25 protein-coding genes are annotated in these 23,034 nt (G+C 69.3%); 14 read left to right on the plus strand and 11 right to left on the minus strand.

Annotated elements, in window-relative coordinates:
• Positions 1-55 precede the first annotated feature (55 nt).
• From G7043_RS05940 to G7043_RS05960, 5 genes are all read left to right on the plus strand, one after another.
• Positions 56-745, plus strand: a complete 690-nt coding sequence (locus G7043_RS05940) for an ABC transporter ATP-binding protein (protein ID WP_166044510.1) — start codon at positions 56-58, stop codon at positions 743-745.
• A complete protein-coding gene (locus tag G7043_RS05945; RefSeq protein ID WP_166044511.1) occupies positions 742-2,928 on the plus strand; it encodes an FtsX-like permease family protein in 2,187 nt (728 codons plus the stop codon). Before G7043_RS05940 ends, G7043_RS05945 begins: the two co-directional genes overlap by 4 nt.
• A gap of 77 nt (positions 2,929-3,005) precedes the next feature.
• On the plus strand, positions 3,006-3,530 hold the full coding sequence (locus G7043_RS05950) for a VanZ family protein (RefSeq protein ID WP_166044512.1): 525 nt from the start codon (positions 3,006-3,008) through the stop codon (positions 3,528-3,530).
• 48 nt (positions 3,531-3,578) lie between these two features.
• Entirely contained in the window at positions 3,579-4,037 is a 459-nt protein-coding gene (locus G7043_RS05955) for a hypothetical protein (protein ID WP_166044513.1), read from the plus strand.
• A 62-nt stretch (positions 4,038-4,099) separates the two neighbouring features.
• Positions 4,100-4,696, plus strand: coding sequence for a MarC family protein (locus G7043_RS05960; RefSeq protein ID WP_166044514.1), 597 nt, complete (start codon positions 4,100-4,102; stop codon positions 4,694-4,696).
• Here the strand turns inward: G7043_RS05960 and G7043_RS05965 are convergent.
• Complete coding sequence (locus G7043_RS05965) at positions 4,689-5,225, minus strand: SMI1/KNR4 family protein (RefSeq protein WP_166044515.1); 537 nt, start codon at positions 5,223-5,225, stop codon at positions 4,689-4,691. The two genes, G7043_RS05960 and G7043_RS05965, sit on opposite strands and share 8 nt — an antisense overlap.
• Before the next feature lie 92 nt (positions 5,226-5,317).
• Here G7043_RS05965 and G7043_RS05970 point away from each other — a divergent pair, with 92 nt between their 5' ends.
• The gene (locus G7043_RS05970; RefSeq protein ID WP_166044516.1) at positions 5,318-5,644 is read left to right on the plus strand and encodes a hypothetical protein; all 327 of its coding nucleotides are present in this window, start codon (positions 5,318-5,320) and stop codon (positions 5,642-5,644) included.
• Positions 5,641-6,810, plus strand: a complete 1,170-nt coding sequence (locus G7043_RS05975) for a bifunctional WXG100 family type VII secretion target/C40 family peptidase (protein WP_166044517.1) — start codon at positions 5,641-5,643, stop codon at positions 6,808-6,810. The genes G7043_RS05970 and G7043_RS05975 overlap by 4 nt, the downstream gene beginning before the upstream one ends.
• Positions 6,811-6,840: 30 nt before the next feature.
• Here G7043_RS05975 and G7043_RS05980 read toward each other — a convergent pair whose 3' ends face one another.
• Positions 6,841-7,275 carry a tautomerase family protein gene (locus G7043_RS05980; RefSeq protein ID WP_166044518.1) on the minus strand — a complete coding sequence of 145 codons (435 nt, stop codon included), beginning with the start codon at positions 7,273-7,275 and terminating at the stop codon, positions 6,841-6,843.
• Positions 7,276-7,357: 82 nt separating this feature from the next.
• On the opposite strand from G7043_RS05980, the gene G7043_RS05985 reads away from it, so the two are divergent.
• Entirely contained in the window at positions 7,358-7,909 is a 552-nt protein-coding gene (locus G7043_RS05985) for a TetR/AcrR family transcriptional regulator (RefSeq protein ID WP_166044519.1), read from the plus strand.
• Here G7043_RS05985 and G7043_RS05990 read toward each other — a convergent pair.
• Complete coding sequence (locus tag G7043_RS05990; RefSeq protein WP_166044520.1) at positions 7,890-8,216, minus strand: YnfA family protein; 327 nt, start codon at positions 8,214-8,216, stop codon at positions 7,890-7,892. The genes G7043_RS05985 and G7043_RS05990 overlap by 20 nt on opposite strands.
• Positions 8,217-8,247: 31 nt before the next feature.
• Between G7043_RS05990 and G7043_RS05995 the strand changes: the two genes are divergently transcribed.
• From G7043_RS05995 to G7043_RS06005, 3 genes are read left to right on the plus strand one after another with little or no spacing between them, the layout of a single operon-like run.
• Complete coding sequence (locus G7043_RS05995; protein ID WP_207310568.1) at positions 8,248-8,601, plus strand: hypothetical protein; 354 nt, start codon at positions 8,248-8,250, stop codon at positions 8,599-8,601.
• Positions 8,598-9,035: a YbaB/EbfC family nucleoid-associated protein gene (locus G7043_RS06000; RefSeq protein WP_166044521.1), complete on the plus strand. Its 438-nt coding sequence runs from the start codon at positions 8,598-8,600 to the stop codon at positions 9,033-9,035. Before G7043_RS05995 ends, G7043_RS06000 begins: the two co-directional genes overlap by 4 nt.
• A gap of 54 nt (positions 9,036-9,089) precedes the next feature.
• On the plus strand, positions 9,090-10,304 hold the full coding sequence (locus G7043_RS06005; RefSeq protein ID WP_166044522.1) for a primosomal protein: 1,215 nt from the start codon (positions 9,090-9,092) through the stop codon (positions 10,302-10,304).
• 82 nt (positions 10,305-10,386) lie between these two features.
• Here G7043_RS06005 and G7043_RS06010 read toward each other — a convergent pair whose 3' ends face one another.
• Entirely contained in the window at positions 10,387-11,475 is a 1,089-nt protein-coding gene (locus G7043_RS06010; protein WP_166044523.1) for an adenosine deaminase, read from the minus strand.
• Positions 11,476-11,834: 359 nt separating this feature from the next.
• Here G7043_RS06010 and G7043_RS48080 point away from each other — a divergent pair, with 359 nt between their 5' ends.
• On the plus strand, positions 11,835-13,244 hold the full coding sequence (locus tag G7043_RS48080; RefSeq protein ID WP_242641840.1) for a hypothetical protein: 1,410 nt from the start codon (positions 11,835-11,837) through the stop codon (positions 13,242-13,244).
• 136 nt (positions 13,245-13,380) lie between these two features.
• Here G7043_RS48080 and G7043_RS06020 read toward each other — a convergent pair whose 3' ends face one another.
• Positions 13,381-13,587 carry a hypothetical protein gene (locus G7043_RS06020; RefSeq protein ID WP_166044524.1) on the minus strand — a complete coding sequence of 69 codons (207 nt, stop codon included), beginning with the start codon at positions 13,585-13,587 and terminating at the stop codon, positions 13,381-13,383.
• A gap of 235 nt (positions 13,588-13,822) precedes the next feature.
• Between G7043_RS06020 and G7043_RS06025 the strand changes: the two genes are divergently transcribed.
• Positions 13,823-15,256: a serine/threonine-protein kinase gene (locus tag G7043_RS06025; protein ID WP_313887716.1), complete on the plus strand. Its 1,434-nt coding sequence runs from the start codon at positions 13,823-13,825 to the stop codon at positions 15,254-15,256.
• On the opposite strand, the gene G7043_RS06030 is transcribed toward G7043_RS06025, so the two are convergent.
• The 6 genes from G7043_RS06030 to G7043_RS06055 all read right to left on the minus strand — a co-directional run bounded on the left by G7043_RS06030 (position 15,253) and on the right by G7043_RS06055 (position 22,018).
• The gene (locus G7043_RS06030; RefSeq protein ID WP_166044525.1) at positions 15,253-16,524 is read right to left on the minus strand and encodes a thymidine phosphorylase; all 1,272 of its coding nucleotides are present in this window, start codon (positions 16,522-16,524) and stop codon (positions 15,253-15,255) included. The two genes, G7043_RS06025 and G7043_RS06030, sit on opposite strands and share 4 nt — an antisense overlap.
• Positions 16,521-16,910 (minus strand): cytidine deaminase, encoded by a 390-nt coding sequence (locus G7043_RS06035; protein ID WP_166044526.1) that lies wholly within the window; start codon positions 16,908-16,910, stop codon positions 16,521-16,523. The genes G7043_RS06030 and G7043_RS06035 overlap by 4 nt, the downstream gene beginning before the upstream one ends.
• Positions 16,903-18,156, minus strand: coding sequence for an ABC transporter permease (locus G7043_RS06040; RefSeq protein ID WP_313887717.1), 1,254 nt, complete (start codon positions 18,154-18,156; stop codon positions 16,903-16,905). The genes G7043_RS06035 and G7043_RS06040 overlap by 8 nt, the downstream gene beginning before the upstream one ends.
• Positions 18,153-19,226, minus strand: a complete 1,074-nt coding sequence (locus G7043_RS06045; RefSeq protein ID WP_166044527.1) for an ABC transporter permease — start codon at positions 19,224-19,226, stop codon at positions 18,153-18,155. Before G7043_RS06045 ends, G7043_RS06040 begins: the two co-directional genes overlap by 4 nt.
• Complete coding sequence (locus tag G7043_RS06050) at positions 19,226-20,806, minus strand: ABC transporter ATP-binding protein (protein ID WP_166044528.1); 1,581 nt, start codon at positions 20,804-20,806, stop codon at positions 19,226-19,228. Before G7043_RS06050 ends, G7043_RS06045 begins: the two co-directional genes overlap by 1 nt.
• 81 nt (positions 20,807-20,887) lie before the next feature.
• The gene (locus tag G7043_RS06055; RefSeq protein WP_166044958.1) at positions 20,888-22,018 is read right to left on the minus strand and encodes a BMP family lipoprotein; all 1,131 of its coding nucleotides are present in this window, start codon (positions 22,016-22,018) and stop codon (positions 20,888-20,890) included.
• Positions 22,019-22,611: 593 nt separating this feature from the next.
• On the opposite strand from G7043_RS06055, the gene sdhC reads away from it, so the two are divergent.
• Entirely contained in the window at positions 22,612-23,034 is a 423-nt protein-coding gene (gene sdhC, locus G7043_RS06060) for a succinate dehydrogenase, cytochrome b556 subunit (RefSeq protein ID WP_030470768.1), read from the plus strand.

Here is a 23,034-nt window from a genome sequence, read left to right on the forward strand (position 1 = left end):
CCGGTGTGTCGTCAAGGCTGAGGTTTTCGCCGCGCGCACCCGGCACGGTGAAGACATGAATTCGGTTCTGGCCGCTCGTGGCCTGGTCAAGACCTACGGCGACGTGCACGCCCTCGCCGGGGTGGACATCGACATCTCCGCCGGGGACGTGCTGGCCGTCGTCGGTCCGTCCGGTTCCGGCAAGACGACGCTGCTGCACGTGCTGTCCGGCATCCTGCGCGCCGACGGCGGCGAGGTGTTCCTCGACGGGCGCGCGATCGGTGAACTGAACGAGACAGGACGCAGCGAGCTGCGGCGCACGGCGTTCGGGTTCGTGTTCCAGTCGGGCATGCTCGTCGCCGAGCTGACCGCCGAGGAGAACGCGGCCCTGCCGATGCTGCTCGCCGGTCGTTCGCGCGAGGAGTCGCTCGGCGCGGCCCGGCTGTGGCTCTCGCGGCTCGGGTTGCAGGGTCTGGAGAAGCGGCGGCCGGGAGAGCTGTCCGGTGGGCAGGCGCAACGGGTGGCGATCGCGCGCGCCCTGGCGCACCGGCCGCGGGTGATCTTCGCCGACGAACCGACCGGCGCCCTGGACACGCGCACCGGCCAGGAGATGATGACCGCCCTGCTGCAGGCGGCGGAGGAGACCGACGCGGCCGTCGTGATCGTCACGCACGACAAGGCGATCGCGGACCGCGCGCTGCGAGTCGTGGAGATCCAGGACGGCCGGATCGCGCCCAAGATGATCGAACAGGCGGTGTCCGCGTGAGGATCGCTCTCGCGGTGCTGCGCCGGGACCGCCGCAGCCAGGTCGCCACCGTGCTGGTCGCGCTCGGCGTGATGATCGCGGTGTCGCTGGTGCTGTGGCTCGTCGCCGCACCGAACGGACTGCAGGCGCGAGCCGACCGCACGGCGTGGCGCGAGATCATGGGCGGAGGCCAGAACGGCACGATCTCCGTTGCGGCGAACCGGGATTCGTTCGACGGCAAGCTCATCGAACGGTTCGACGTCGCCCGTCTCAAGCCGGACACCGTGCCGGTGGCGAAGGGGATCACCAAGTATCCCGAGGCGGGCGAGGTGCTGTTGTCCCCCGCGCTCGCCGACCTCGTCCGCGGCACGCCCGCGGAGAAGCTCGGCAACCGCTTCCCCGGCACGCAGATCGGCTTGCTGGGGCCGGAAGCGCTGAAGTTCCCCGGCGAACTCGTCGCGATCGTCGGCCAGGAGAAGGTCGCGAACGGCTATCCGGCGCCCGGACTGCAAGGCGGCGCCGGTTCGTACCGCGACGACTACCACGGCATGCTCTACCTGCTCACCCGCGTCGGACTCGTGGTGCTCGTCGTGCCGTGTCTCGTGCTGGTCGCCTCGGCCGCCCGGCTGACGGCGGCGAAGCGGGAGCGGAGGCTCGCCGCGTTGCGGCTCGCCGGTGCCAGCCCGCGCCAGGTCGTGGTCATGACGGCCGTGGAGACGGCGGTCGGCGCGGTCGTCGGCAGCGTGCTGGGCGTGCTGCTGGCCCAGCCGTTCAGCCACATCACCGCGATGATCCCGTGGGAGGGCGGCACCTGGTATCCGGGCGACTTCGTGCCCTCGCCCGCGGTCGTGGTGGCGGTGGCCGTGCTGGCACCGGTGCTGGTCATCGCGGCGGCGATCATGGGGTTGCGGCGGGTGGTGAACCGGCCGCTCGCCGCCGAGGAGAAGCGCAAGGTGCGGTCGTGGCGGTTGCTGATGATCGCCGGAGCGATGGGCGTGTTCTTCCTGGGCATCACGTACGCGCAGGCGACCAGCGGCGACAGCCAGTTCACCGTGGTGCTCCTCGGTCTCGGCGCGGTGGCGTTCGCGCTGGTGCTGGCGGGACCGGTGATGACGGCGTGGGTCGGCCGGTTCTTCGTCGGGCGGTGGCGCAAGCCGTCGACGTTGCTGGCGGGACGACGGCTGGCCGGTGATCCGGTGGCGGCGTTCCGGGGCTCGGCCGGTGTGGTGATCGCCGTGTTCACCGGCTCCATGGCGCTGACCATGTTGCCGGGACTGGAAAGTCAGGTGCCGTACCGCGACGGCACGTGGAAGACGGACGCGATCGTCGCGGAGGACGTGGCGCACGACGTCACGCCGTTGCGCCTGCAGACCTCGGCGCCGATCGTCACGATGCTGAACGGCACGGTGAGCACCGGCAAGGACAGCGACTACGGGACGTACGTGATCGTCGGCAAGTGCACTGACGTCGCGCAGGTGCTGAACGGACTGACGTGCAAGCCCGGACCGGCCGTGTACTCGTACTCGGAGCTGAACGGCGACGTGTTCAGGTCGACCGGCCCGCACGACGTCGTCACGTCCAAGCTGCCCGCGCGGTACGAAACCCGGCCGTTCCAGTCCCACGGCCGGATCAGCGGGGTGATCGATCCGGAACTGCTGCCGGGGATCGAGGGCGAGGTGTCGATGGTCGGCGTGCCGACGACACCGGACAACCGCGACGCCGTGCACACCGCGTTGATCGGCACGCTGCCGGGTGTCCGGCTGATCGACGGCGAGCAGCGCGAACTGTGGGGCGGCACGCTGATGGACGACCTGCAGCGCGCCACGATCATCGGGCTCTCGATCGCGGCGGTGCTCGGCGGCATCGGTGCCGGGGTGGCCGCGGCCGGGTCGGTGATCGACCGCAGGCGCACGTTCGGCGCGTTGATCGCGGCCGGCACACCAATTCGTGTGCTCGGTCACGCATTGCGCCGCGAAGTGATGTTGCCGGTGTTCGCCGTCACAATCGCGGCGTGCGGCGCGGGAATTGTCGTGGGCGTTGGACTGCTCTCGCTGGCGCGCGGTTTGGTGGGCCGCGGTGAAATGCCGATCACGCCGTGGGTGCTCGCTCCGGTGGCCGTCGGCATGGTGGTCGCGCTGGTGGCAGCCCTGGCGTGCGGTCCGGTACTACGGGGGATCAGCCCACGGGATTACGCGGCCGAGTAGCACTCGGCCGGAAGTACGAGGACGGAACTGGCCCTCAGCGCGATGTGCGCCGAGGGCCTTTTTCTTAGTTTTGATTCATGACGAATGCACAGCTCGCGAGCATCCAGTGGGGCCTTTTCCTGTCGGTCGTCTTCCTGCTCCCGCAGCTGTTCTTCCGTCAGCTGACTTTCCGCAGTGCCACCGTCACCACCTACGCGAGCATGCTGTTCGCCGCGACGTTCCTGCCGATGCAGACCGTCCCGCCGCGTCAGGCCGTGCAGCTGGTGCCGTTCCAGTGGATCGCCGACACCTTCCGCGACGGGCAGATCGCGTTCGACCAGATGACGTTGAACGTGCTGATGTTCGTGCCGCTGGGCGCGATGCTGATGTTCTGGGGCCGTCGTTCGATCGGCCAGGCCGCGTTGATCGGGTACGGCGTCTCGCTGGCGATCGAGGGCTCGCAGCTGATCTGGGCCAACCGGATCTTCGACGTCGACGACCTGATCACCAACACCGCCGGCACCGCGCTCGGCTGGCTCGGCGCGCTGACCGCCGTGAAGGTGTACGCCCGCGTGAAGACCGCCGCCGCGGTGCCGCAGCGCTCGCTCGCCTCCGCGAGGTAGCAGGAATCCAGCAGGGTTCCGGCAGGTCCGGCCGCACATCGTGGGGCCATGAGAATCATGAAGCTGATCGCCGGAACGACCGCCGCCTTTCTCGGGCTGAGCCTCACGATGGCCGGAACGGCCTCGGCCGCGGCCGGCACCTGGGTGCCGTACGGCAACGACAACCCGATCATCGGCAGCCCGGCCACGTGGAAGTGCGCCGGCAGCCGGACCGTCGCCACGAACGTGATCGCACAGGTCTGCGCGATCAGGTCGAAAAGCGGCGGCTCGGTCCAAGGGGCGGTGATCGTGCGCAACAACAGGTCCGGCCTCTTCTCCACGACGGCGGAGATGGACCTGCAGGACGTGAACTCCGGCAGCGAACTGGGCCTGTGGTCCTGCGCGTCGTCGGGGATCGCCGCGAACTCGTGGTCGGTGTGCTTCGGCAAGACCATCGCCTGGGGTCAGACGGTCAACTCGGCCGGCTGGGCCAAGGGCGTGTACCTGGGCATCTCGGGCAACGTCTGATCGTTCACCCGGCGGCGTGAAGCAACGCGCGCCGCCGGGCCGGCCGCTCGATCATGGCGGCCATGAAGTTCGTGGAGGCGTTCAGCATCCTCGTCGCCGTGGTCGGCCCGCCGAAGATCCTCCTGGCGTTCCTGATGGACACCGAGGGCGCCGACTCCCGCACGCGCTGGCGGGTGGCGTTGACCTCCACCGCGATCGCGCTGGGCGTCGGCCTGTTCGTCGTGGTGGCCGGACGGGCGTTGCTCTCGATCTTCCACATCAGCGAGGGCGCGCTGTACCTGGCGAGCGGCGTCATCCTTTTCGTGCACGCTCTCGATCTCGTGCTCGGCCGCAAACAGGAGCCGACGCACGACGAGACGCGCGGCACCCACGAGTTGGCCACCGCCTACTACGCGAACCCCGTGGCGCTGGCCTACCTGTTCCTGCTCTCGGACACGAAGTCGGTCGAGACGACGTTCGTGCTGGCCGGCGGGTTCGCCGCGGTGATCGCGCTCGACCTGGCTGCGATCGCCGTGCTCGGCATCGCGATGCGCTGGGTGAAGATGACCTATGCCTGGGTGCTCGTGCGGGTCCTCGGCGTCCTGCTGGCCGCGCTGGGCGTCGACCAGATCATCGAGGGCCTCATCTCGCTGGGCATCCTCGAACGCGCGGTCAGCTAGTCCGCCAGCCCAGTTCCCCCGCGGTGTTGACCTCGGGGAAGCAGTGCCCGACCGCGCTGCGGGTCTCCAGGGCCGTCGCCACCTGGTCGAACATCTCCACGACGGACGTCCACTCCGGCTTGATCATCTCGTTGCGCTCCTGGTCCCACTCGACCACGCACCCGCGCAGCACACCGGGCCGCAGGTCCACCGCGAGCACGTCCCCCGTGCCGTCGAACGCGATCGGGAGCCACGCCGGGTGGAAACCGCTCGTGGGCGAGCCCGCCTCGGAGGCGTCCGCGCGCTTGCTGGTGTGGGTGTCCCTCAGCACGAACGCGCGATCGGCATCCAGCGGCGTGTAGAAGGGCGGCAGGATCTCGGCGTAGAGGCCCTCCTCGGTACCGCCGTAGACGCTCCACCACATCTGGAGGTCGAGCGGAACCCGAAGCTCCGGCAGCGCGTCGTACCTCGGACGCAGCACGGCGCGGGTGGCGGGCGCGTGCTCCGCCAGCCATGCCAGGACCCGGTTCCAGTGCTCGATCACACCCACGGTTCCATGATCTTGGCGGAACGACGGGCGAGGTACCGCTCATCGGGGCAGGATCAAGCCGAACGAGTCACTACTGGGGGAAGAGCTTTCAGATGGCGGAACAAGGTCTCAAGGTCGACCTCGACGCCTTGACCGGATACGCGTCGGCGGTGAGCGGTCTGGCGAGCGAGGTCGGCGCGGTCGGCACGGGCACGTTGAGCGGCACCACCGCACTGCCCGGCGACTGCTTCGGCAAGATCGGCAACGAGGTCGGCCTCAACGCCGCTTTCGTTGCCGCCGCTCAGGTGCAGCTCGACGCGTTGAAAGCCGCGTCCACCGGTTTGTCCGGTCTCGGCACGGCGGTGGCGAAGGCCCGGGACGCCTACATCGCCCAGGAAGAGGCGCACGAGGCGTCGCTGAACAAGGCCGCGCGCGCATGAGCGTCGAAGGCCTGCTGAGCCAGTTCCTCGCGCCCATGAAGGAGAACCTGGCCAAGCTGGACGGCGACACCGGTGGCGCCACCCGCGCCGGCGACGCCTTCGGCCGCGCCCAGACCGCGCTGGCCGAGCTGGGTTCCCGGCACACCTCGGCCTCGACGGCCGTGCTCAACACGTGGTCCGGCGAGAGCGCCAACGCCTTCTCCGGACGCGTCGCGGCCTTCACCTCCGCCGCGAACCTGTTGGCGAGCAACGCTTCCGCGGTGAAGACCGCGGCCTCGACCGGTGTCGCCGCGGTGACCGGCGGGCGCACCGCGATCCAGGGGTTGATCGACGAGTTCACCGCGAAGGCGACGCCGAAGCTCGCCGCCGCCCTGGCCGCGTCGCTGGTGGCCGGGCCTGCCGTGGTGCTGGCCGCGGTGGCCGATCTCGCCGGGATGGCTTCCGGCTATCAGAGCAAGACCACGGCCGAGCTGCAGAAGGTCCGCGACCAGCTGACGCAGCTGGTCGGCCAGCTGAACGGACTGCAGAAGCCGGACGTCGGCACGTTGTCGAAGCTCGGCGAGCCGTTCGGCGTCGACCAGGGCACCACGTCGACCGCCGGCGCGTCCAACCCCGCCCCGAAGAGCTCCGAGGCCGGCTCCGGTTCTGGTTCCGGTGGTGGTTCCGGCTCAGGTGGAGGCGGCGGTGGTGGCGGAGGCGGTGGAGGAGGCGGCGGTGGCGGTGGCGGATCGGGCCCACGACTGCCGGTCGCGATCCCGCCGCAGCCCGGCACCGGCGTCGGCGTGAACCTCCCCGACGGCAGCAGCGCCGAGGCTCCGAACGAAACGGCGGCCAAGGCCGTGCGGAACGCGTTGTCCGCGCTGGGCACCCCGTACGTGTGGGGCGGCGCGAACCCGCCCCAGGGCACGGACTGCTCGGGGCTGACGCAGTGGGCCTACAAGAACGCGGGCTTCGACATCCCGCGCCCGGCCTCGTCGCAGGCGATGGGCGCGTCGGTGCCGCCGGACCAGCTGCTGCCCGGCGACCTCGTGGTGTGGGACGGGCACGTTGCGATGGTGATCGGCAACGGCCAGATGGTCGAGGCCGGCGACCCGGTGCAGGTCGGCAAGATCCGCACGACGAACAGCGGGATGTCGTTCTACGGCTTCTACCGGCCGACGGGCTGACCGGAGTCCCCGGCCGCCACGTCCGTCAGCTCACGCGTCGGCGGACTTGGCGGCCTGCGCGGCGGCCCTCAACTCGGTGAAGTCCACGACCTGCCCGCCCGCGCCCCAGGTCCCCTCCGGCTGCTCGTGGATGAGCACCCAGACCCGCATCGCGTCGGACTCCGCGAGCCCGGCGGCCTCCAGCACCAGCGCGGTCGCCTCCCGCACCAGCCCGGCCTTGCGCCGGTCGGACAGCACGCCCTCCGGCACCCGGACGTCCACCCGGAACCGCGGCGCGTCGTCCTCGGCGGTCGTCTGCGCGCCCTCGGGGAGTTCGTGCAGGTAGGTCCACGCCACCGAGCGGAAGAACGCGTTGTCCGGGGCGCCTTCCCACTTCAGCAGCAGCGTGGCCAGGTCGCGCTGCACGCTCTTGCGGCCGGCCTCGGTCAGCGCTCCGGCCGGAGCGGTCAGCTCGATCATCGGCATGGCGATCTCCCGTCTATGACGACTGTAATAGCCCCCGGCGGACGCTATCCTATGACGAGCGTTATAGCCAGAGAGGCGAAAGATGTCCCGAGAGCAGATCGTCACGGGCGCGGCCGACATGATCCGGCGGCGCGGCCTCAACGCGACGAGCATCCGCGAGGTCGCCAAGCACGCGGGGACGCCGCTCGGCTCGACGTACCACTACTTCCCCGGCGGCAAGAACCAGCTCGCCACCGAGGCCGTGCAGTGGGCGGCGGACACCGTGCAGAAAGTGCTCGCGGCGAAGCTCCGCAAGGGACCGGCCGAGGGGCTGAAGGCGTTCTTCGCGCTGTGGCGGCAGATCGTCACCGATTCCGACTTCCAGGCCGGTTGTCCCGTGCTCGCGGTCTCCGTCGAGGAGACGACCAGCGCCGAAGCTCTCGCCGCGGCGGCCGGGGCGTTCCGGACGTGGTCCGGGCAGCTCGCGGACTCGCTCGAAGAGCACGGCGTCGCGAAGCACCGCGCGCAGAGCCTCGCCCAACTCGTCGTCGCCGCCGCGGAAGGCGCCGTCGCGATGTGCCGGGCTCAGCGGAGCATCGAACCACTCGACAACGTCGCCGCGGAGCTGACCGCGCTCATCGAGGCGCGTACATGATCACGGCCACGCCCGCGAGGCACACGAGAGCGCCGATCACGTCGTAGCGGTCCGGGCGGAAGCCGTCGACGACCATCCCCCAGGCGAGCGAACCCGCCACGAACACGCCGCCGTAGGCCGCGAGGATCCGGCCGAAGTTCGCGTCGGGCTGCAGGGTCGCGACGAAGCCGTAGAGGCCCAGCGCGATCACGCCGCCGCCGATCCACAGCCAGCCGCGGTGTTCCCGCACGCCCTGCCACACGAGCCAGGCGCCGCCGATCTCCATGAGGGCGGCGAGGGCGAACAGCACGACCGAACGCAGGATCATGCGGCACACTGTCGCAGTAGGGGGTGATCAGGTGGACGACGACGTCGAGCGCGCCGCGCGGAAGGTGCGCGATGTCGAGCAGGCGGTGTCCGAGCACGTCACGCGCAGTGGTCCCATCACGGGACGAGCGTCCTCACCGGACGGCGCGGTGACGGTGATCGGCACGCCCGGTGGTCCGCCGCAGCAGATCGCGGTGAGCGCCGCGGCGCTCCGGATGGGGCCGCAGGGACTGGCCGCCGAGATCATGCGCATCGCCGAGAAGGCCCAGCGCACCGCGAACAGCCGGCTGCACCAGACGCTGGAACGGGTCGTCGACCCGCGGGAGCTGACGGAGCTGGGCATCGAACGCGAGCGCGACGAGGACGAGTTCGGGTGGCGGCGGTGAACGAAGAGCGGATGCAGGCCACCGAACAGCTGCAGCGCGAACTGAAGTCCCTCACCGCGACGGTCGAGCACCCGAACGGGCTGTGCACCGTCACGGCGTCCCCGAGAGGCGAGATCAAGGCGCTGCACCTGCACCCCGCGCTGCTGGGTCAGGGGCCGCGGGCGGTCGGCGACGTGGTCACCGAGACCGTGCGGCTCGCGACCAACGCGGCCGTGCAGACGAGCTTCAACAGGATGGCGCTGGCACTCGGTGACGGAATGGCGATCGACGTCGAGTCGATCGCCGGCGACTCACCCTTCCGATCGACGTGGAACCCCGTCGTGCCGCCCAAATCCGCAGCTCCGGAGGCACCACCCGAGCGGCGACCGCGCAGGCCCGTAGTGGAGGATCCCGACGAGGACGCTTTCTTCGAGAACCCCTTTGGGCGCCGGTGATCAGCACCGTTAGGCTCGCCCACGGCATCAGGCAGGCGTGACCGGGAGGTCAGGATGGCGCAGGACATCGTCCCCATCGAGCTGGGGCTGACGCAGGGTGACGTCGTCACGCTGTGGGCACCCCGCTGGCGCGAGAAGGGCGAGGAGTGGGAGGCGTTCCTCGGTGACGAGGAGGACCTGTTCGTCTTCCCCGACGCCGCGCATCTCGCCGCCTTCGTGCGCACCGCGGAAGAGCACGACCTCACCGATCACCCTGCGTGGCCGGTCGTGCCGTCGCTGGGCGTCGCGGACCTCTCGCCGGACGACAACCACCAGTTCGACCTCGTCGGTGTGCCCGAGCTCGTCGCCGAGGACCCGGACACCTGGACCATCGGTGAGCTCGCCGACGTGATCGCGATCGTGCGCGCGCTCGCGGACGTCTGCGACCTCGAGAAGGTCCACGAGGTGCTCGACTCGGCCGAGGGCTTCTCGCTGCTGCCGCAGGGCACGCTGCCGTTCAGCGGCCGCGACGGCGCGAAGCTGTGGGGCGAGCTGTCCGAGGTCGTCTCCGAGAAGTGGGACGAGGTCCTTGACGCGATCGACAGCGTGGTGAACACGCCGGAGGTCCCCGAGAAGGAACTCTCCGTCGCCCAGGAGGAGCTCGCCGCCCTGGAGGAGGCCACCGCCGCCTCCGCCGCCGACGCGGACGACGAGTCCGCCGACGAGGAGAAGGAAGCCCCCACCGGCTTCTGGGCCGACGCGGGCATCGACCCCATCAAGATCATCACGTCCGCCGGCGAGTTCTACACGCTGCGCTGCTACCTCGGCGACGACCCGGTGTTCCTGGGCCGCCGCGGCAAGATCGAGGTCTTCACCTCGCCGCGCGGCCTGAGCCGGTTCGTGGCCGAGAACGACGACCACGACCTCGCCGAGGTCGAGACGTGGAACGACGTCAAGGTCAAGGCCACCGCGGGTGAGCTCGACGTCGACGTGGACGACGACAACGTCTACGTGCTGACCGGCATCGCCGAGGACATGGAGGAGGGCCCCGACTCCCTCGACCCGCAGCAGCTCGACCTCGCCGTCGAACTGTTCGAGGACGCGGGCGACTGGGCCGACGACGAGTCCGTGAAGGACGCGCTGGCCTCGTCCGAGTCGCTGGGCTGGCTGGTGTCGTTCGTCGTGTCGCCGGACCCGACGCGCCTCGCGCCGTCCGCCCCGTACGACGCCGAGGTGGCCGCGTTCCGCGCGCTGCAGGCTTCGTTCGAGGACCGCCTCAACACCAACTGAGCCGCTTATTCCGCATGCTGAAAGTCACGCGGGGCCCTTTCGTACTATCACACAGTACGAAAGGGCCCCGCGTGCGGAAGAGCTAGGCGGTCAGGGCGGCGTAGCCCGGCTTGATCAGCTCGTTGATGATCGCCAGGCGCTCGTCGAAGCCGATGAAGGCCGACTTCATGGCGTTGATCGTGAACCACTGCAGGTCGGCCCAGCCGTAGCCGAACGTCTCGGCCAGGGTGGCGAACTCGCTGGAGAGCGTGCAGTCGCTCATCAAGCGGTTGTCGGTGTTGACCGTGACGCGGAACCGCAGCTTGGCGAGCAGCCCGATCGGGTGGTCGGCGATGGTGGCCGCGGCGCCGGTCTGCAGGTTCGACGTCGGGCACATCTCGAGCGGGATGCGGCGGTCGCGGACGTACGCGGCCAGGCGGCCCAGCTGGACGGTGCCGTCGCCGGAGACCTTGATGTCGTCGACGATCCGCACGCCGTGGCCGAGGCGTTCGGCACCGCAGTGCTGGATCGCCTCCCAGATGGACGGCAGGCCGAACGCCTCACCGGCGTGGATGGTGAAGTGCGCGTTCTGCTGGCGCAGGTACTCGAACGTGTCGAGGCCCCTGGTGGGAGGGAAGCCGGCCTCGGGGCCCGCGATGTCGAACCCGACGACGCCGAGGTCGCGGTAGCGGACGGCGAGTTCGGCGATGCGCAGCCAGCCCTCGTTCTGGCGCATGGCGCAGAGCAGGGTGCCGATGCGGATCTTGCGGCCGGTCGCGGCGACGCGCTGCTCGCCGAGGCGGAAGCCCTCCTGGACGGCCTCGACGACCTGCTCCAGCGAGAGGCCCTTCTCGGTGTTCAGCTCGGGCGCGTAACGGATCTCGGCGTAGACGACGCCGTCCGCGGCCAGGTCCTCGACGGCTTCGGCGGCGACGCGGACCAGCGCGGCCTCGTCCTGCATGACACCGCACGTGTGGGCGAAACCTTCGAGGTAGCGCACAAGGGAGCCGGAGTTGGCGTTGTCGCGGAACCAGCCGCCGAGCACGCCCGCGTCCGTGGTGGGCAGGCCCTGGTAACCGGAGGCATCGGCGAGTTCGATCACCGTCTGCGGGCGGAGGCCACCGTCGAGGTGGTCGTGCAGCAGCACCTTCGGCGCGCTGCGGATGGACTCCAAGGTAAGCGGCGTGGACATTGCTACACGTTACTTCAGACGACACGCCGCTTCAGCGCTGGCCAAAATGATCTTGTCGCCGCTATGATCGTTTGTCACGGCACGGATGTTGCCGATCCGTGATCCGCAACTTTCTGCAACCGTCACGGGGCTTGAGTCACCCCAAGGTAGGAACATCACCGGTCGCTACCGCTCGCTTCCCGCCGGTAACTTGGCGTTCGGAGCAACGGGGTAGCCTGACCGGGTCAGTCGCCCGTCCGCACCCGGCCGTTTTCTGGCGGGGGTGGTACAGAGGCGTCCCGTGACGCGGATAGGCTCCCGTGGTCTCCCCCTCCCCTGGACGAAGGCACTCAGCCGTGACAGAGAACAACAACTCCACGATGTCCTTCGATCGGATGCGCAACATGCTCACGCGCGCCGCGGAGATCCGTGAGAGCGAGCAGCAGCAGATCTTCGACGCGCTGGACGAGATCCACGCCCGGATGTCACCTCTGGAGTCGCTGGGTTCGGTCCGCAAGCGCCTGTCGGAGCTGCCGGACCGCACCGAGGTCAGCGTTCTCGCGGAGCGGCTGGACGAAGCCCTCGCCAAGCTGGAGGCCCAGGACAACGCCGTCGCCGACATCGGTCGCGCGGTCGACTCCCTGGTGGACAAGCTCGCCAAGCCCTTCGCCCAGCTGGACGGCCGTCTCGACGGTGTCGCCGGGCGCTTCGAGGGCGTCGCGGGCCGCATGGACGGCCTCGAGGACAAGCTCGCCAGCATCCACAAGCGCATCGACGACCTCGACGGCCACCTGGACAAGCAGGACGGCAAGGTCGACTCGATCCCCGGCGCCGTCACGAACCCGCTGCGCGAGCGCATCGAGGCTCTCGAAGCCGCGCTGCGCGGCCGTCTCGACGAGGTGGACGAGGGCGTGCACGAGCACCTCGACGGCACCCGCGAGGCGCTGCAGAAGATCCTCGCGGACTCCTTCGCGGGCGTGCACGGCCGCGCCGACGAGCAGCGCGACGCCCTGGTCGCCACCCGCACCGAGCTGGCCGCCGCGATCGCCGACAGCCGTGGGGAGCTGGCCGGCACGATCTCGGACAGCCGCGAGAAGCTGATCTCCGCTCTGACCGAGCGCCACAACCAGCTGTCCGGCGCGCTCGCCGAGACCCGCACCGAACTGTCCGGCGCCGTGGCGGAGACCCGCGGCGAGCTGGCCGGTGTCGTGGCGGAGACCCGCGACTCCCTGGCCGGTTCGCTCGCCGAGACCCGCACCGAGCTGGCGTCGGCCGTCGCCGACACCCAGAACGTCGTCAACGGCAAGCTGGACGAGGCCCGCACCGCCCTGTACGCGGCGATCGAGCAGTCCCGCGACCAGGTCGACGCCGCCGACCGCCTCGAGGCACTGGCCGGCCGCCTGGAGCAGGTCACCTCGAAGCTCGACACGATGACCGACCGCCTGGACAAGGTCGAGGACGACTTCGCCACCCGCATCTCCGAGCTCGGTGGCGCGGTCGACGCGAGCCTGTCCAAGGTCAGCGAGACCGTCTCGGCCCGCCCGGACACCGACGCGCTGCAGTCCCTGGTCCGCAAGTCGAACCAGGAGTCGGAACTGCGCATCGGCGGCCAGCTGGACGAGGCCATGGCCACCTTCGCCGAGCTCATCCTCGGCGGCGGCTCGCCCACGCCTCCCCCGCCGCCCACCGCCCTGCCGCGTCCGCAGCGCCGCACCCGCAAGAACGGCGCCAAGCCGGTCAACGGCGGCAAGGACATGGACGACGACGACCTGGCGGCCGAGGGCGCCTGATCGCCCTGGTCTGACTGCCTGAACGGCCCCGGAGCTTCGGCTCCGGGGCCGTTCGTCGTGAACACGAAAGAACCCCCGTCCTGAGGGGCGCAGGACGGGGGTTCGTCAGGGGGTGGAGGCTTCGGTGGAGCATGGTTCACCAGTGGGTGTCCTCGACGCAGATCTGGAGCTCGGCGTTCCAGTGGGTGTCGGCGGGGCAGTCGGTCGGGCCCTGGGTGGTGACGGGGACGGACTTCCAGTGGGTGTCGGCGGAGGCAGTTCCGCTCGCGATTCCGAGGATGGCGAGCGTCGCGATGATGAGCGAAACCAGCGTCGAGGCGGCGGACTTGCGGCTGGTGAACATTTCTACCTCCGGTTTTGTCGGGGGCGTTCCCCCTGGCTGACACCAGTTCAGCCACCGGTTCCATCGGTCCTCGTTCCGTGCTCTGTCGGTGTGTTCAGAGCCGTTCGATAGCGACTTGATAGCGGGAACGACGGGCCGTTGAACCCACTGTCGGCGGCGGACGTGACCATGAAGAGAGCGCTCACACGGCCATCGATAGGCTCGCCGGGATCTGGGTCTCCAGAAGGGATAGTCCGTGCAGCAACAGCGACTCATCGCCAACCGCTACGCACTGCTCGCCGAGCTCGGCCGCGGTGCGATGGGTGTCGTGTGGCGCGCCCAGGACCAGCTGCTCGGGCGCGCGGTCGCGCTCAAGGAGCTGCACCCGCCGCAGGGCATGGCGGCGGAGGAACGCACCGTGCTGGAGGAGCGCATGCTCCGCGAGGCACGGACCGCCGGCCGGCTGAACCACCCGGCCGTGGTGACGGTCTACGACGTCGTCCGCGAGAACGGGCGCACCTACCTCGCGATGGAGCTGGTCGACGCCTCCGACCTCGCCACCGTCGTCGAACGGCACGGGCCGCGCGACTCGGTGTGGATGGCGGGTGTCGCGTTGCAGGTGCTGGGAGCACTGGAGGCCGCGCACACGGCAGGCATCGTGCACCGGGACGTCAAGCCCAGCAACATCATGGTGCGGCCGGACGGTGCCGTGAAGCTCACCGACTTCGGCATCGCGCAGGCGATGGACGACCCCCGGCTCACCACCAACGGCGGCATCGTCGGCTCGCCCGCGTACCTGTCGCCCGACCGGCTCCAGGGCTGGGAGGCCTCGCCCGCCTCGGACCTGTGGGCGCTCGGCGTCACGATCGCCCACGCGGTCGAGGGGATCAGCCCGTTCGAACGCACGTCCACCGCGTCGACGTTGCACGCGGTCATGAACGAGGCGCCGGTGCTGCGGCGGGCCTCGCCACAGCTGGCCGAGGTGATCCGCGGGCTGCTGACGGTCGACCCGGCAAGGCGGATGACCGCGGCCCAGGCGCGGGGGATGCTGGTCGCGATCGTCCAGGGCACCGCGCCGGTTCCGGTGCAGCGCAAGAAGAACACGGCCGTCAAGGTCGCCGCCGTCGCACTGGGCGCCGTCGTGCTCGCGGGTTCCGCGTTCGCCGGCTATCTCGCTTTCCGGCCGAAGGACACCCCGGCGCCCACCAACAGCACTCCGGAGAACTCCACCGAGTGGACTGAGGCCGCGTCGCTGCCGGTCGGTGCGCCGCTGCCCTCCCGGCGGATCGCCACGTTCGGCCGCGGCGGCGACGTGCCAAAGTGGAACCTCACCGGTACGGAGTGCGCGAAGGACTTCCTCACCCAGGGCTCACCGGTGCCGGGGAGCGTGCCGTGCGACAAACCGCACGGCATCCAGCTCTTCTCGGCCGCGACCCCGCTGTGGGACAAGCCGAAGGACACCGCCTACCCCGGCGTCGAGTGGCTCGCCGACTTCACGAAGAAGTACTGCACCGAGCAGTTCCAGACCACCGCCTCGCGGTCCAAGGACGCGCTGGGCTTCACCGGGCTGGTGCCGACGGAGCAGGAGTGGAAGGCGTACAACGACCCCACCACTCCTGGCCGTCAGGAAGTGCTGTGCGTGGTGTGGAAGCAGGACCGCGCACCGCTGGCCGGCACGCTGGTCGGCTAACCGCGGATGGTGTCGATCACCAGCGGACCGGTGGAAACCTCGCCACCGATGGTGAACGAACCCTCCAGTGTGGACAGTGCGGCGGGGACGGCGTCCGGCGTGTCGGTGTACAGCTCCAGCAGGGGCTGACCCGCCACGACCTCGTCGCCCGGCTTGGCGAGGCACAGCACACCCGCGCCCGCCTGCACCGGGTCCTCCTTGCGCGCCCGCCCCGCACCGAGGCGCCACGCGGCCACACCGACCGCGTAAGCGTCCAAAGAGGACAAGACACCTGAGGTCGGTGCCTCGACGACGTGGCGATGTGAGCCGACCGGCAACGGAGCCTCGGGGTCGCCGCCCTGGGCCCGGATCATCCGCGCCCACACCTCGTACGCCTCACCAGAAGCCAGAACAGCGGCCGGATCAGCCGAAATCCCGGCCAGGGACAGCATTTCCGCGGCCAGCGCCACGGTCAGCTCGACGACGTCGGCAGGTCCGCCGCCGCGCAGCACGTCCACCGACTCGGCGACCTCGACCGCGTTGCCGACGGCGCGCCCGAGCGGCACCGACATGTCGGTCAGCAGCGCCGAGATCTTGACGCCGTGCTCGACACCGATCGCCACCAGCGCTTCGGCCAGCGCACGAGCGGAAGCGAGGTCCTTCATGAACGCGCCGGAGCCGACCTTCACGTCCAGCACCAGCGACTCGGCTCCTTCCGCGATCTTCTTCGACATGATCGAAGAAGCGATCAGCGGAATCGCCTCGACGGTTCCGGTGACGTCCCGCAACGCGTAGAGCTTCCGGTCAGCCGGAGCAAGTCCTTCGGTGGCAGCACAAACCACGGCACCGACATCGGAGAGCTGCGCCATGATCTCCGACGTGGAGAGTGCCGCCCGCCATCCGGGAATCGACTCCAGCTTGTCCAACGTCCCGCCGGTGTGGCCCAGTCCGCGTCCCGACAGCTGCGGAACGGCGGCACCGCAGGCAGCGACCAGGGGCGCCAGCGGCAGCGTGATCTTGTCGCCGACGCCACCGGTCGAGTGCTTGTCCACGGTCGGGCGATCCACGTGCAACGACAACCGCTCGCCCGACGAGATCATCGCCTGGGTCCAGCGCGCGGTCTCCGCGGCGGTCATGCCGTTGAAGAAGATCGCCATCGCCAGCGCGGACATCTGCTCGTCCGCGACGGCACCGCGCGTGTAGGCGTCGATCACCCAGTCGATCTGCGCGTCCGAAAGAACAGCGCCATCACGCTTGGCGCGAATGACGTCCACAGCCGAGAAACTCATGGCAGATCCTCCGGTCCGAACGCGTCGAGCAGCACCTCGGTCATCGGCAACGGCCCACGCGCGGTGTCGACCAGGCATTCCCGCCCGCCGAACTCGTAGATCACCTGACGGCACCGCCCGCACGGCATCAGCAGCTCACCGGAGCCACTGCGGCAGGCGACCGCGACCAGGCGGCCGCCACCGGTCAGCCGCAGTTGGCCGACCAACGTGCACTCAGCGCACAGTCCGAGGCCATAAGAAGCGTTCTCGACGTTGCACCCGGTCACGATGCGGCCGTCGTCGCACAACGCCGCCGCACCGACCTGCAGCCCGGAGTACGGGCAGTGGGCGAACGACGCCGCTTCCACTGCCCGTGCCCTCAGCAGGTCCCAGTCGATCTCAGCCACGGCGGTAGACCACACCGTCGGCGGCCGGCATCCGCAACCGCTGCGACGCCACGGCCAGCACGGCCAGCGTCACCATGTGCGGCGCGTACGACACGAACTCGCCGGGGATCTCGTCGAGGCTGATGTACAGCAGGTACAGCAGCACGGCCACGACGATCGCCGCCGCCGCGGAGAACCACTTCCGCTTGATCAGCTGGTACACCACGATCACGCCGAGCAGGATCACCACGCCGTAGACCAGCGCCAGCACCGTGTCGCCGCCGGAACGCAGCTGCAGGCCGTCGGCGTAACCGAACAGCGCCGCGCCGCCCAGCAGGCCACCCGGCCGCCAGTTGCCGAAGATCATCGCGGCCAGGCCGATGAAGCCGCGGCCGCCGGTCTGACCCTCCAGATAGGACAGCTGACCGGGGTTGAGCACCAGCGCGGCGCCACCCAGGCCGGCGAGACCACCGGAGACGATCACGGCGACGTACTTGTGGAAGTACACCTTCACGCCCAGCGAGTCCGCGGCGTGCGGGTTCTCGCCGACCGAGCGCAGGCGCAGGCCGAAGCGGGTGCGCCAGAGCAGGTAGTACGAGAGCGGCACGAGCAGGATCGTCAGCATCGTCAACGGCGAGACGCCCGTAACGAGGCCGCGCACGATGCCCGCGACGTCCGAGATGAACAGTCGCTGCCCGGCTTCGAGCTCACCGAGCCAGTCCGCGAGGCCACCAGCCGAGTACGTGTCGAACGGCTGGACCGGCGGCGACTGGCGCGGGTTGTGCGACAGCGGGAAGAACACCAGTGTCGACAGGTACTTCGTCAGACCGGCGCCGAGCAGGTTGATCGCCACACCGGAGACGATGTGGTTGACGCCGAACGTCACCGTCGCGACCGCGTGCAGCAGCCCGCCCAGCGAACCGAACACCACTGCCGCGACCAGTGCGGCCCACGGACCCCACTGGTACCCGGCCCACGCCGCGCCCCAGGTGCCCATGATCATCATGCCTTCGAGGCCGATGTTGACCACACCCGCGCGTTCCGACCACAGACCGCCGAGACCGGCGAGCAGGATCGGCAGCGCGAGCCGGACCGCGGTCTGGGTCGTGCCGGACGAGGTGAGCTGCGGGAACCCGGTCTGCATCGAGGTGATCGACAGCAGCACGATCGCGCCGGCGACACCGATCATGCCGACGGCCCAGCCGGGCACCCTGCGCTTGCGAGGCGCCGCCGGGACGTGGGGCTTCTCCTCCAACGTCGTGATCACGCGGCACCTCCGACAGTTCCGAGCTCGCGGCCGACGCGGCGCTGTTCGGAGGCGAGCTCGAACCGGCGCACCACCTCGTACGCGACGACGACCGACAGGACGATCGAGCCCTGCATGATGGTGACGATCTCCCTTGGCACACCGACGTTGTCGAGCGCGAGACCCGACTTGTCGAGGAACGCCCAGAGCAGCGCGCCGAACGCGATGCCACCGGGGTGGTTGCGGCCGAGCAGCGCGATCGCGATGCCGGAGAACCCGATGCCCGCGGTGAAGTTCAGGCTGAACGTGTGGTCGCGGCCGAGCATCTCCGGCAGGCCGATCAGGCCCGCGATGGCGCCGGAGAGCAGCATCGACACCAGCACCATCTTCTTGGCGTTGACGCCGCCGGCCGACGCGGCCGTGGCGGACTCGCCGGACGCGCGCAGCTCGAAGCCGAACCTGGTGCGGTTCATCATGATCCAGTAGCCGACGCCCAGCGCGATGGCCACGAAGAGGAAGCCGAACATCGTGCCGCCGCCGCCGAACGAGATACCGGGCATCCAGCCGCTCTCCGGGATCTCCGCGGTGCGGATGTTGTTGCCCCGCAGCTCACCGAAGACGTCCCGGCGGATCAGGTAGGCGGACAGACCGATCGCCAGGCCGTTCATCATGATCGTCGAGATGACCTCGTTGACGCCCCGGGTCACCTTGAGGATCGCGGGGATCGCGGCCCAGGCGGCGCCGGCGAGCGCACCCGCGATGATGATCACCAGGGTGTGGATGCCCGGCGGCAGCGCGATCGAGCCACCGACGACCGCGGCGACGACCGCCGCGACGCGGTACTGGCCCTCGACACCGATGTTGAACAGGTTCATCTGGAACCCGATCGCCACCGCGAGCGCCGCGATGTAGTAGATGCCCGTCGAGTTGATGATGTCGACGGTGGTCGTGCCTTTGCCGACCTGCGAGATCATCGCGCCGAACGCGCTGAGCGGGTTCGCGCCCGAGATGATCAGCGCCACCCCGCACAGCAGCATCGAGAAGACGATCGCCAACGCGGGCGGCAGGAGTTTGCCGCGCAGGTGTCCCATCAGTTCTCGCCTTCCTCAACGACAGCGGTCTCCTGGACCGCTGCGCTCGTGCTGCCCGCACCCGTCATCGCGCTGCCGAGGTCCTCGGGCGTGACGGTGTTCGGGTCGGCGTCGGCCACCAGGCGGCCGCGCAGCATGACCTTGATCGTGTCCGACAGGCCGATCAGCTCGTCCAGGTCCGCGGAGATCAGCAGCACGGCGAGACCGGCGGCGCGAGCGCGCTTGATCTCGTCCCAGATCAACGCCTGCGCGCCGACGTCGACACCGCGGGTCGGGTGCGACGCGATGAGCAGCACCGGGTCGCCGGACAGTTCCCGGCCGACGACGAGCTTCTGCTGGTTGCCACCGGACAGCGCGGCCGCGGGCACGTCGATGCCGGGCGTGCGGACGTCGAACTCGGTGACGATCCGCTCGGTGTCCTTCTTCGCGCCGTCGGTGTCGAGCCAGATGCCCTTGGACGTCGGCTTGCGCGTCTGGTAGCCGAGGATCCGGTTGTACCAAAGGGGTTGGGTGAGCAGCAGGCCGTGCCGGTGGCGGTCCTCCGGGATGTAGCCGATGCCCGCCTCGCGCCGGGCCAGCGTGCCCAGCTTGGTGAGGTCGTTGTCCTGCAACGTGATCGTGCCGCTGCCGGCCTTGCGCATGCCCATGATCGTCTCGACCAGCTCGGTCTGGCCGTTGCCCTCGACGCCGGCGATGCCGACGACCTCACCGGAGCGGACCACCAGGTCGACGTCGTCGAGGATCGGCCGCGAGCCGTCCGGAGTCATGAGCTTGAGGCCCTTGACGTCCAGCACGACCGTGTCGGTGACGGTGGACTCACGGGTCTCCGGGCTGGGCAGCTCGCTGCCGACCATCATCTCCGCGAGCTGGCGGGACGACACGGTCTTCGGGTCCGCGCTGCCGACGGTGGTGCCGCGGCGGATGACCGTGACCGAGTCCGCGATCGCGCGGACCTCGTCGAGCTTGTGCGAGATGAACAGGAACGTGTAGCCCTGCTCCTGCATGCCGCGGACGGTGTCGAAGAGCTCGTTGACCTCCTGCGGCACGAGCACGGCGGTCGGCTCGTCCAGGATGATCACCTTGGCACCGCGGTAGAGCACCTTGAGGATCTCGACGCGCTGCCGGTCGGCGACGCCGAGCTGCTCGACGAGCACGCCGGGGTCGACGTTGAGTCCGGTCTTGCCCGACAGCTCGATGATGCGCTTGCGGGCCTTCTGGCCGATGCCGTGCAGCGCCTCGGCGCCCAGGACCACGTTCTCCTGGACGGTGAGGTTGTCGGCGAGCATGAAGTGCTGGTGCACCATGCCGATACCGGCCTTGATGGCGTCCGACGGGGTGCGGAACCGCACCTGCTCGCCGCTGACCTCGATGGTGCCCTCGTCCGGCGGCTGCATGCCGTAGAGGATCTTCATCAGGGTCGATTTGCCCGCGCCGTTCTCACCGCACAGGGCATGAACCTCGCCACGGCGGACGGTCAGGTGCACGTCGCTGTTGGCGACCACACCGGGGAATCGCTTGGTGATGCCGGTCAGCACCACCGCGGGGGGATCGTCCGTCCGTACGGACGAGGAAGTGCTCATCGTCGAGTGCTCCTCCTACCACGCACCGGGCCCTGTGAGGGGCAAATCCTCACAGGGCCCGGTGGTGTGGTGGCTTTCGGACTACGGCTTGTCCTTGACCTTGATCTTGCCCTCGATGATCTGGGCCTTGTAGCCCTCGAGGATGCCCTGCAGCTTCGCGTCGATCTTGCCACCCGAGGTGGCGTACCCGACACCGTTGACCTTCAGGTCGAAGACCTTCGGCAGCGACGCGAGGTCGTTCTTCGCGACGGCCTTGACGAAGTCGTACACCGCGACGTCGACGCGCTTGAGCATCGAGGAGACGATGACGTCCTTGGTGTCCGCCACGGTCGCCTGGTTGTACTGGTCGGAGTCGACACCGATCGCGAGCACGCCGGCCTGCTTGGCGGCCGAGAAGATGCCCTTACCGGAGGCACCCGCGGCCTGGTAGATCACGTCGGCACCCTTGTCGATCTGGCCCTTCGCGGCTTCCTGGCCCTTCGGGGCGTCCTGGAAACCGGTGAAGTCACCAGCCGGGGTGATGTACTTCTTCTCGACCTGGATCTTCGGCGCGGCGGCCTGGGCACCCTGGAAGTAGCCGGCCTCGAACTTCTGGATCAGCGGGATCTCGACGCCGCCGACGAAGCCCACGTGGCACTTCTTGCTCTGGTACGCGGCGATGACGCCGGCCAGGAAGGAGCCCTCCTGCTCGGCGAACAGCAGCGGCGTGACGTTGGTCGCGCCCTCGACGGCCGAGTCGACCAGGCCGAACTTGACGGCCGGGAACTCCGCGGCGACGAGCTTCATCGACTCGGCGTAGGCGAAGCCGACACCGATGATCGGGTTGAAGCCCTCGGACGCGAGCTGACGCAGACGGGTCTGCTTGGCGGACTCGTCCTCGTTCGGGGCGGCGGAGAGCTCGCGCGTGTTCTCCTTCTTCACGCCCATGTCCGCGATGGCCTTGTCGAGACCGGCGGCGGCGGAGTCGTTGAACGACGCGTCGCCACGGCCACCGATGTCGTAGGCAAGACCGATCTTCAGCGCACTCGCGTCCACCTTGTCACCCGCGGCGGCGCTGGTGTTCGAGGTGGCGGGCGCAGAAGGAGCCTCGGCGAACTCGCAAGCGGCACCAGTGCCGGTGTTCGAGTTGGTTCCGCCACCCGAGTCCTTCGCGCAGGCGGCCATAGTCATCACGCTGGTCAACGCGATCGCGGCGACCGCGACACCACGCATACGACGACGCACGGCTCGTCTCCTCCCTGAGGTTCCTCCCCAACGACGTTGTTGGGTCCTAGACGCGGCACCGTACCTCTTAGTAACCAACCGCGTTGCCGCCAGCACCTACAAAGACCCCTATCGGTTACGCATTCGACGCTTTGGCCGCACGAGTGGTGATCATTCGTGTTCACCGCGTGGCGAAACGTGTGCTCCAACCGCTTCCCCACGCTGATCATCGCCCAAATGGCGCAGTTCCGCGCGCCGCGTTGAACCGGTCGCGGCCCTCCTTCGTGTAGAGGGTGGCAAGTGCCCTTGCCGACGACGGCGGCCCGGACCAAGGCGGAGGTCCAGGCCGCCGTCCTTTTCGGAACGCGGGGGCCCCGCGTTCCCTCCAGGGAAACGCGGGGCCCCCGCGTTACTTCAAATGTGGCGTGGACCGCATTTCGGGATCGATAAAGACCGCTTGGCCGATCGACAGCGTGTCTCATCGATCACAGAGCGGGTGCGCCTGCTGGGTCGGTCCCGACGTGCAGGACTACGCTTTTCCGGTCATGGTCGGAATGAACCGTTTCGCCGACCACCACCACTGACGTTGGAGGCCGCGGCGCATGACCAGCGCAGGCGCACCCGAGCGGTCGGGCACCACCCGAGGGGGTGGGACGCTCTACCGCGGTGATCTGGGCATGTGGTCCTGGGTCGCCCACCGGATCACCGGTGTCCTCACGTTCTTCTTCCTCTTCACCCACGTGCTCGACACCGCACTGGTGCGGGTGTCACCGAACGCGTACGACGCGGTGATCGAGACCTACAAGAACCCGGTGGTCAACCTCTTCGAGGTCGGCCTGGTCGGCGCGGTGCTCTACCACGCGCTGAACGGCATCCGGGTCATGCTGGTCGACTTCTGGGAGAAGGGCGCCAAGTACCAGCGGGTCATGCTGTGGACCGTGCTGGCCGTCTGGGTCGTCGTGATGATCCCCGGCTTCTACTTCATGATGGAGCGCACGATCTCCGACCTGGTTGGGGGTCACTGA

The organism is Lentzea alba (assembly GCF_011067745.1).
Taxonomy (GTDB): domain Bacteria; phylum Actinomycetota; class Actinomycetes; order Mycobacteriales; family Pseudonocardiaceae; genus Lentzea; species Lentzea alba.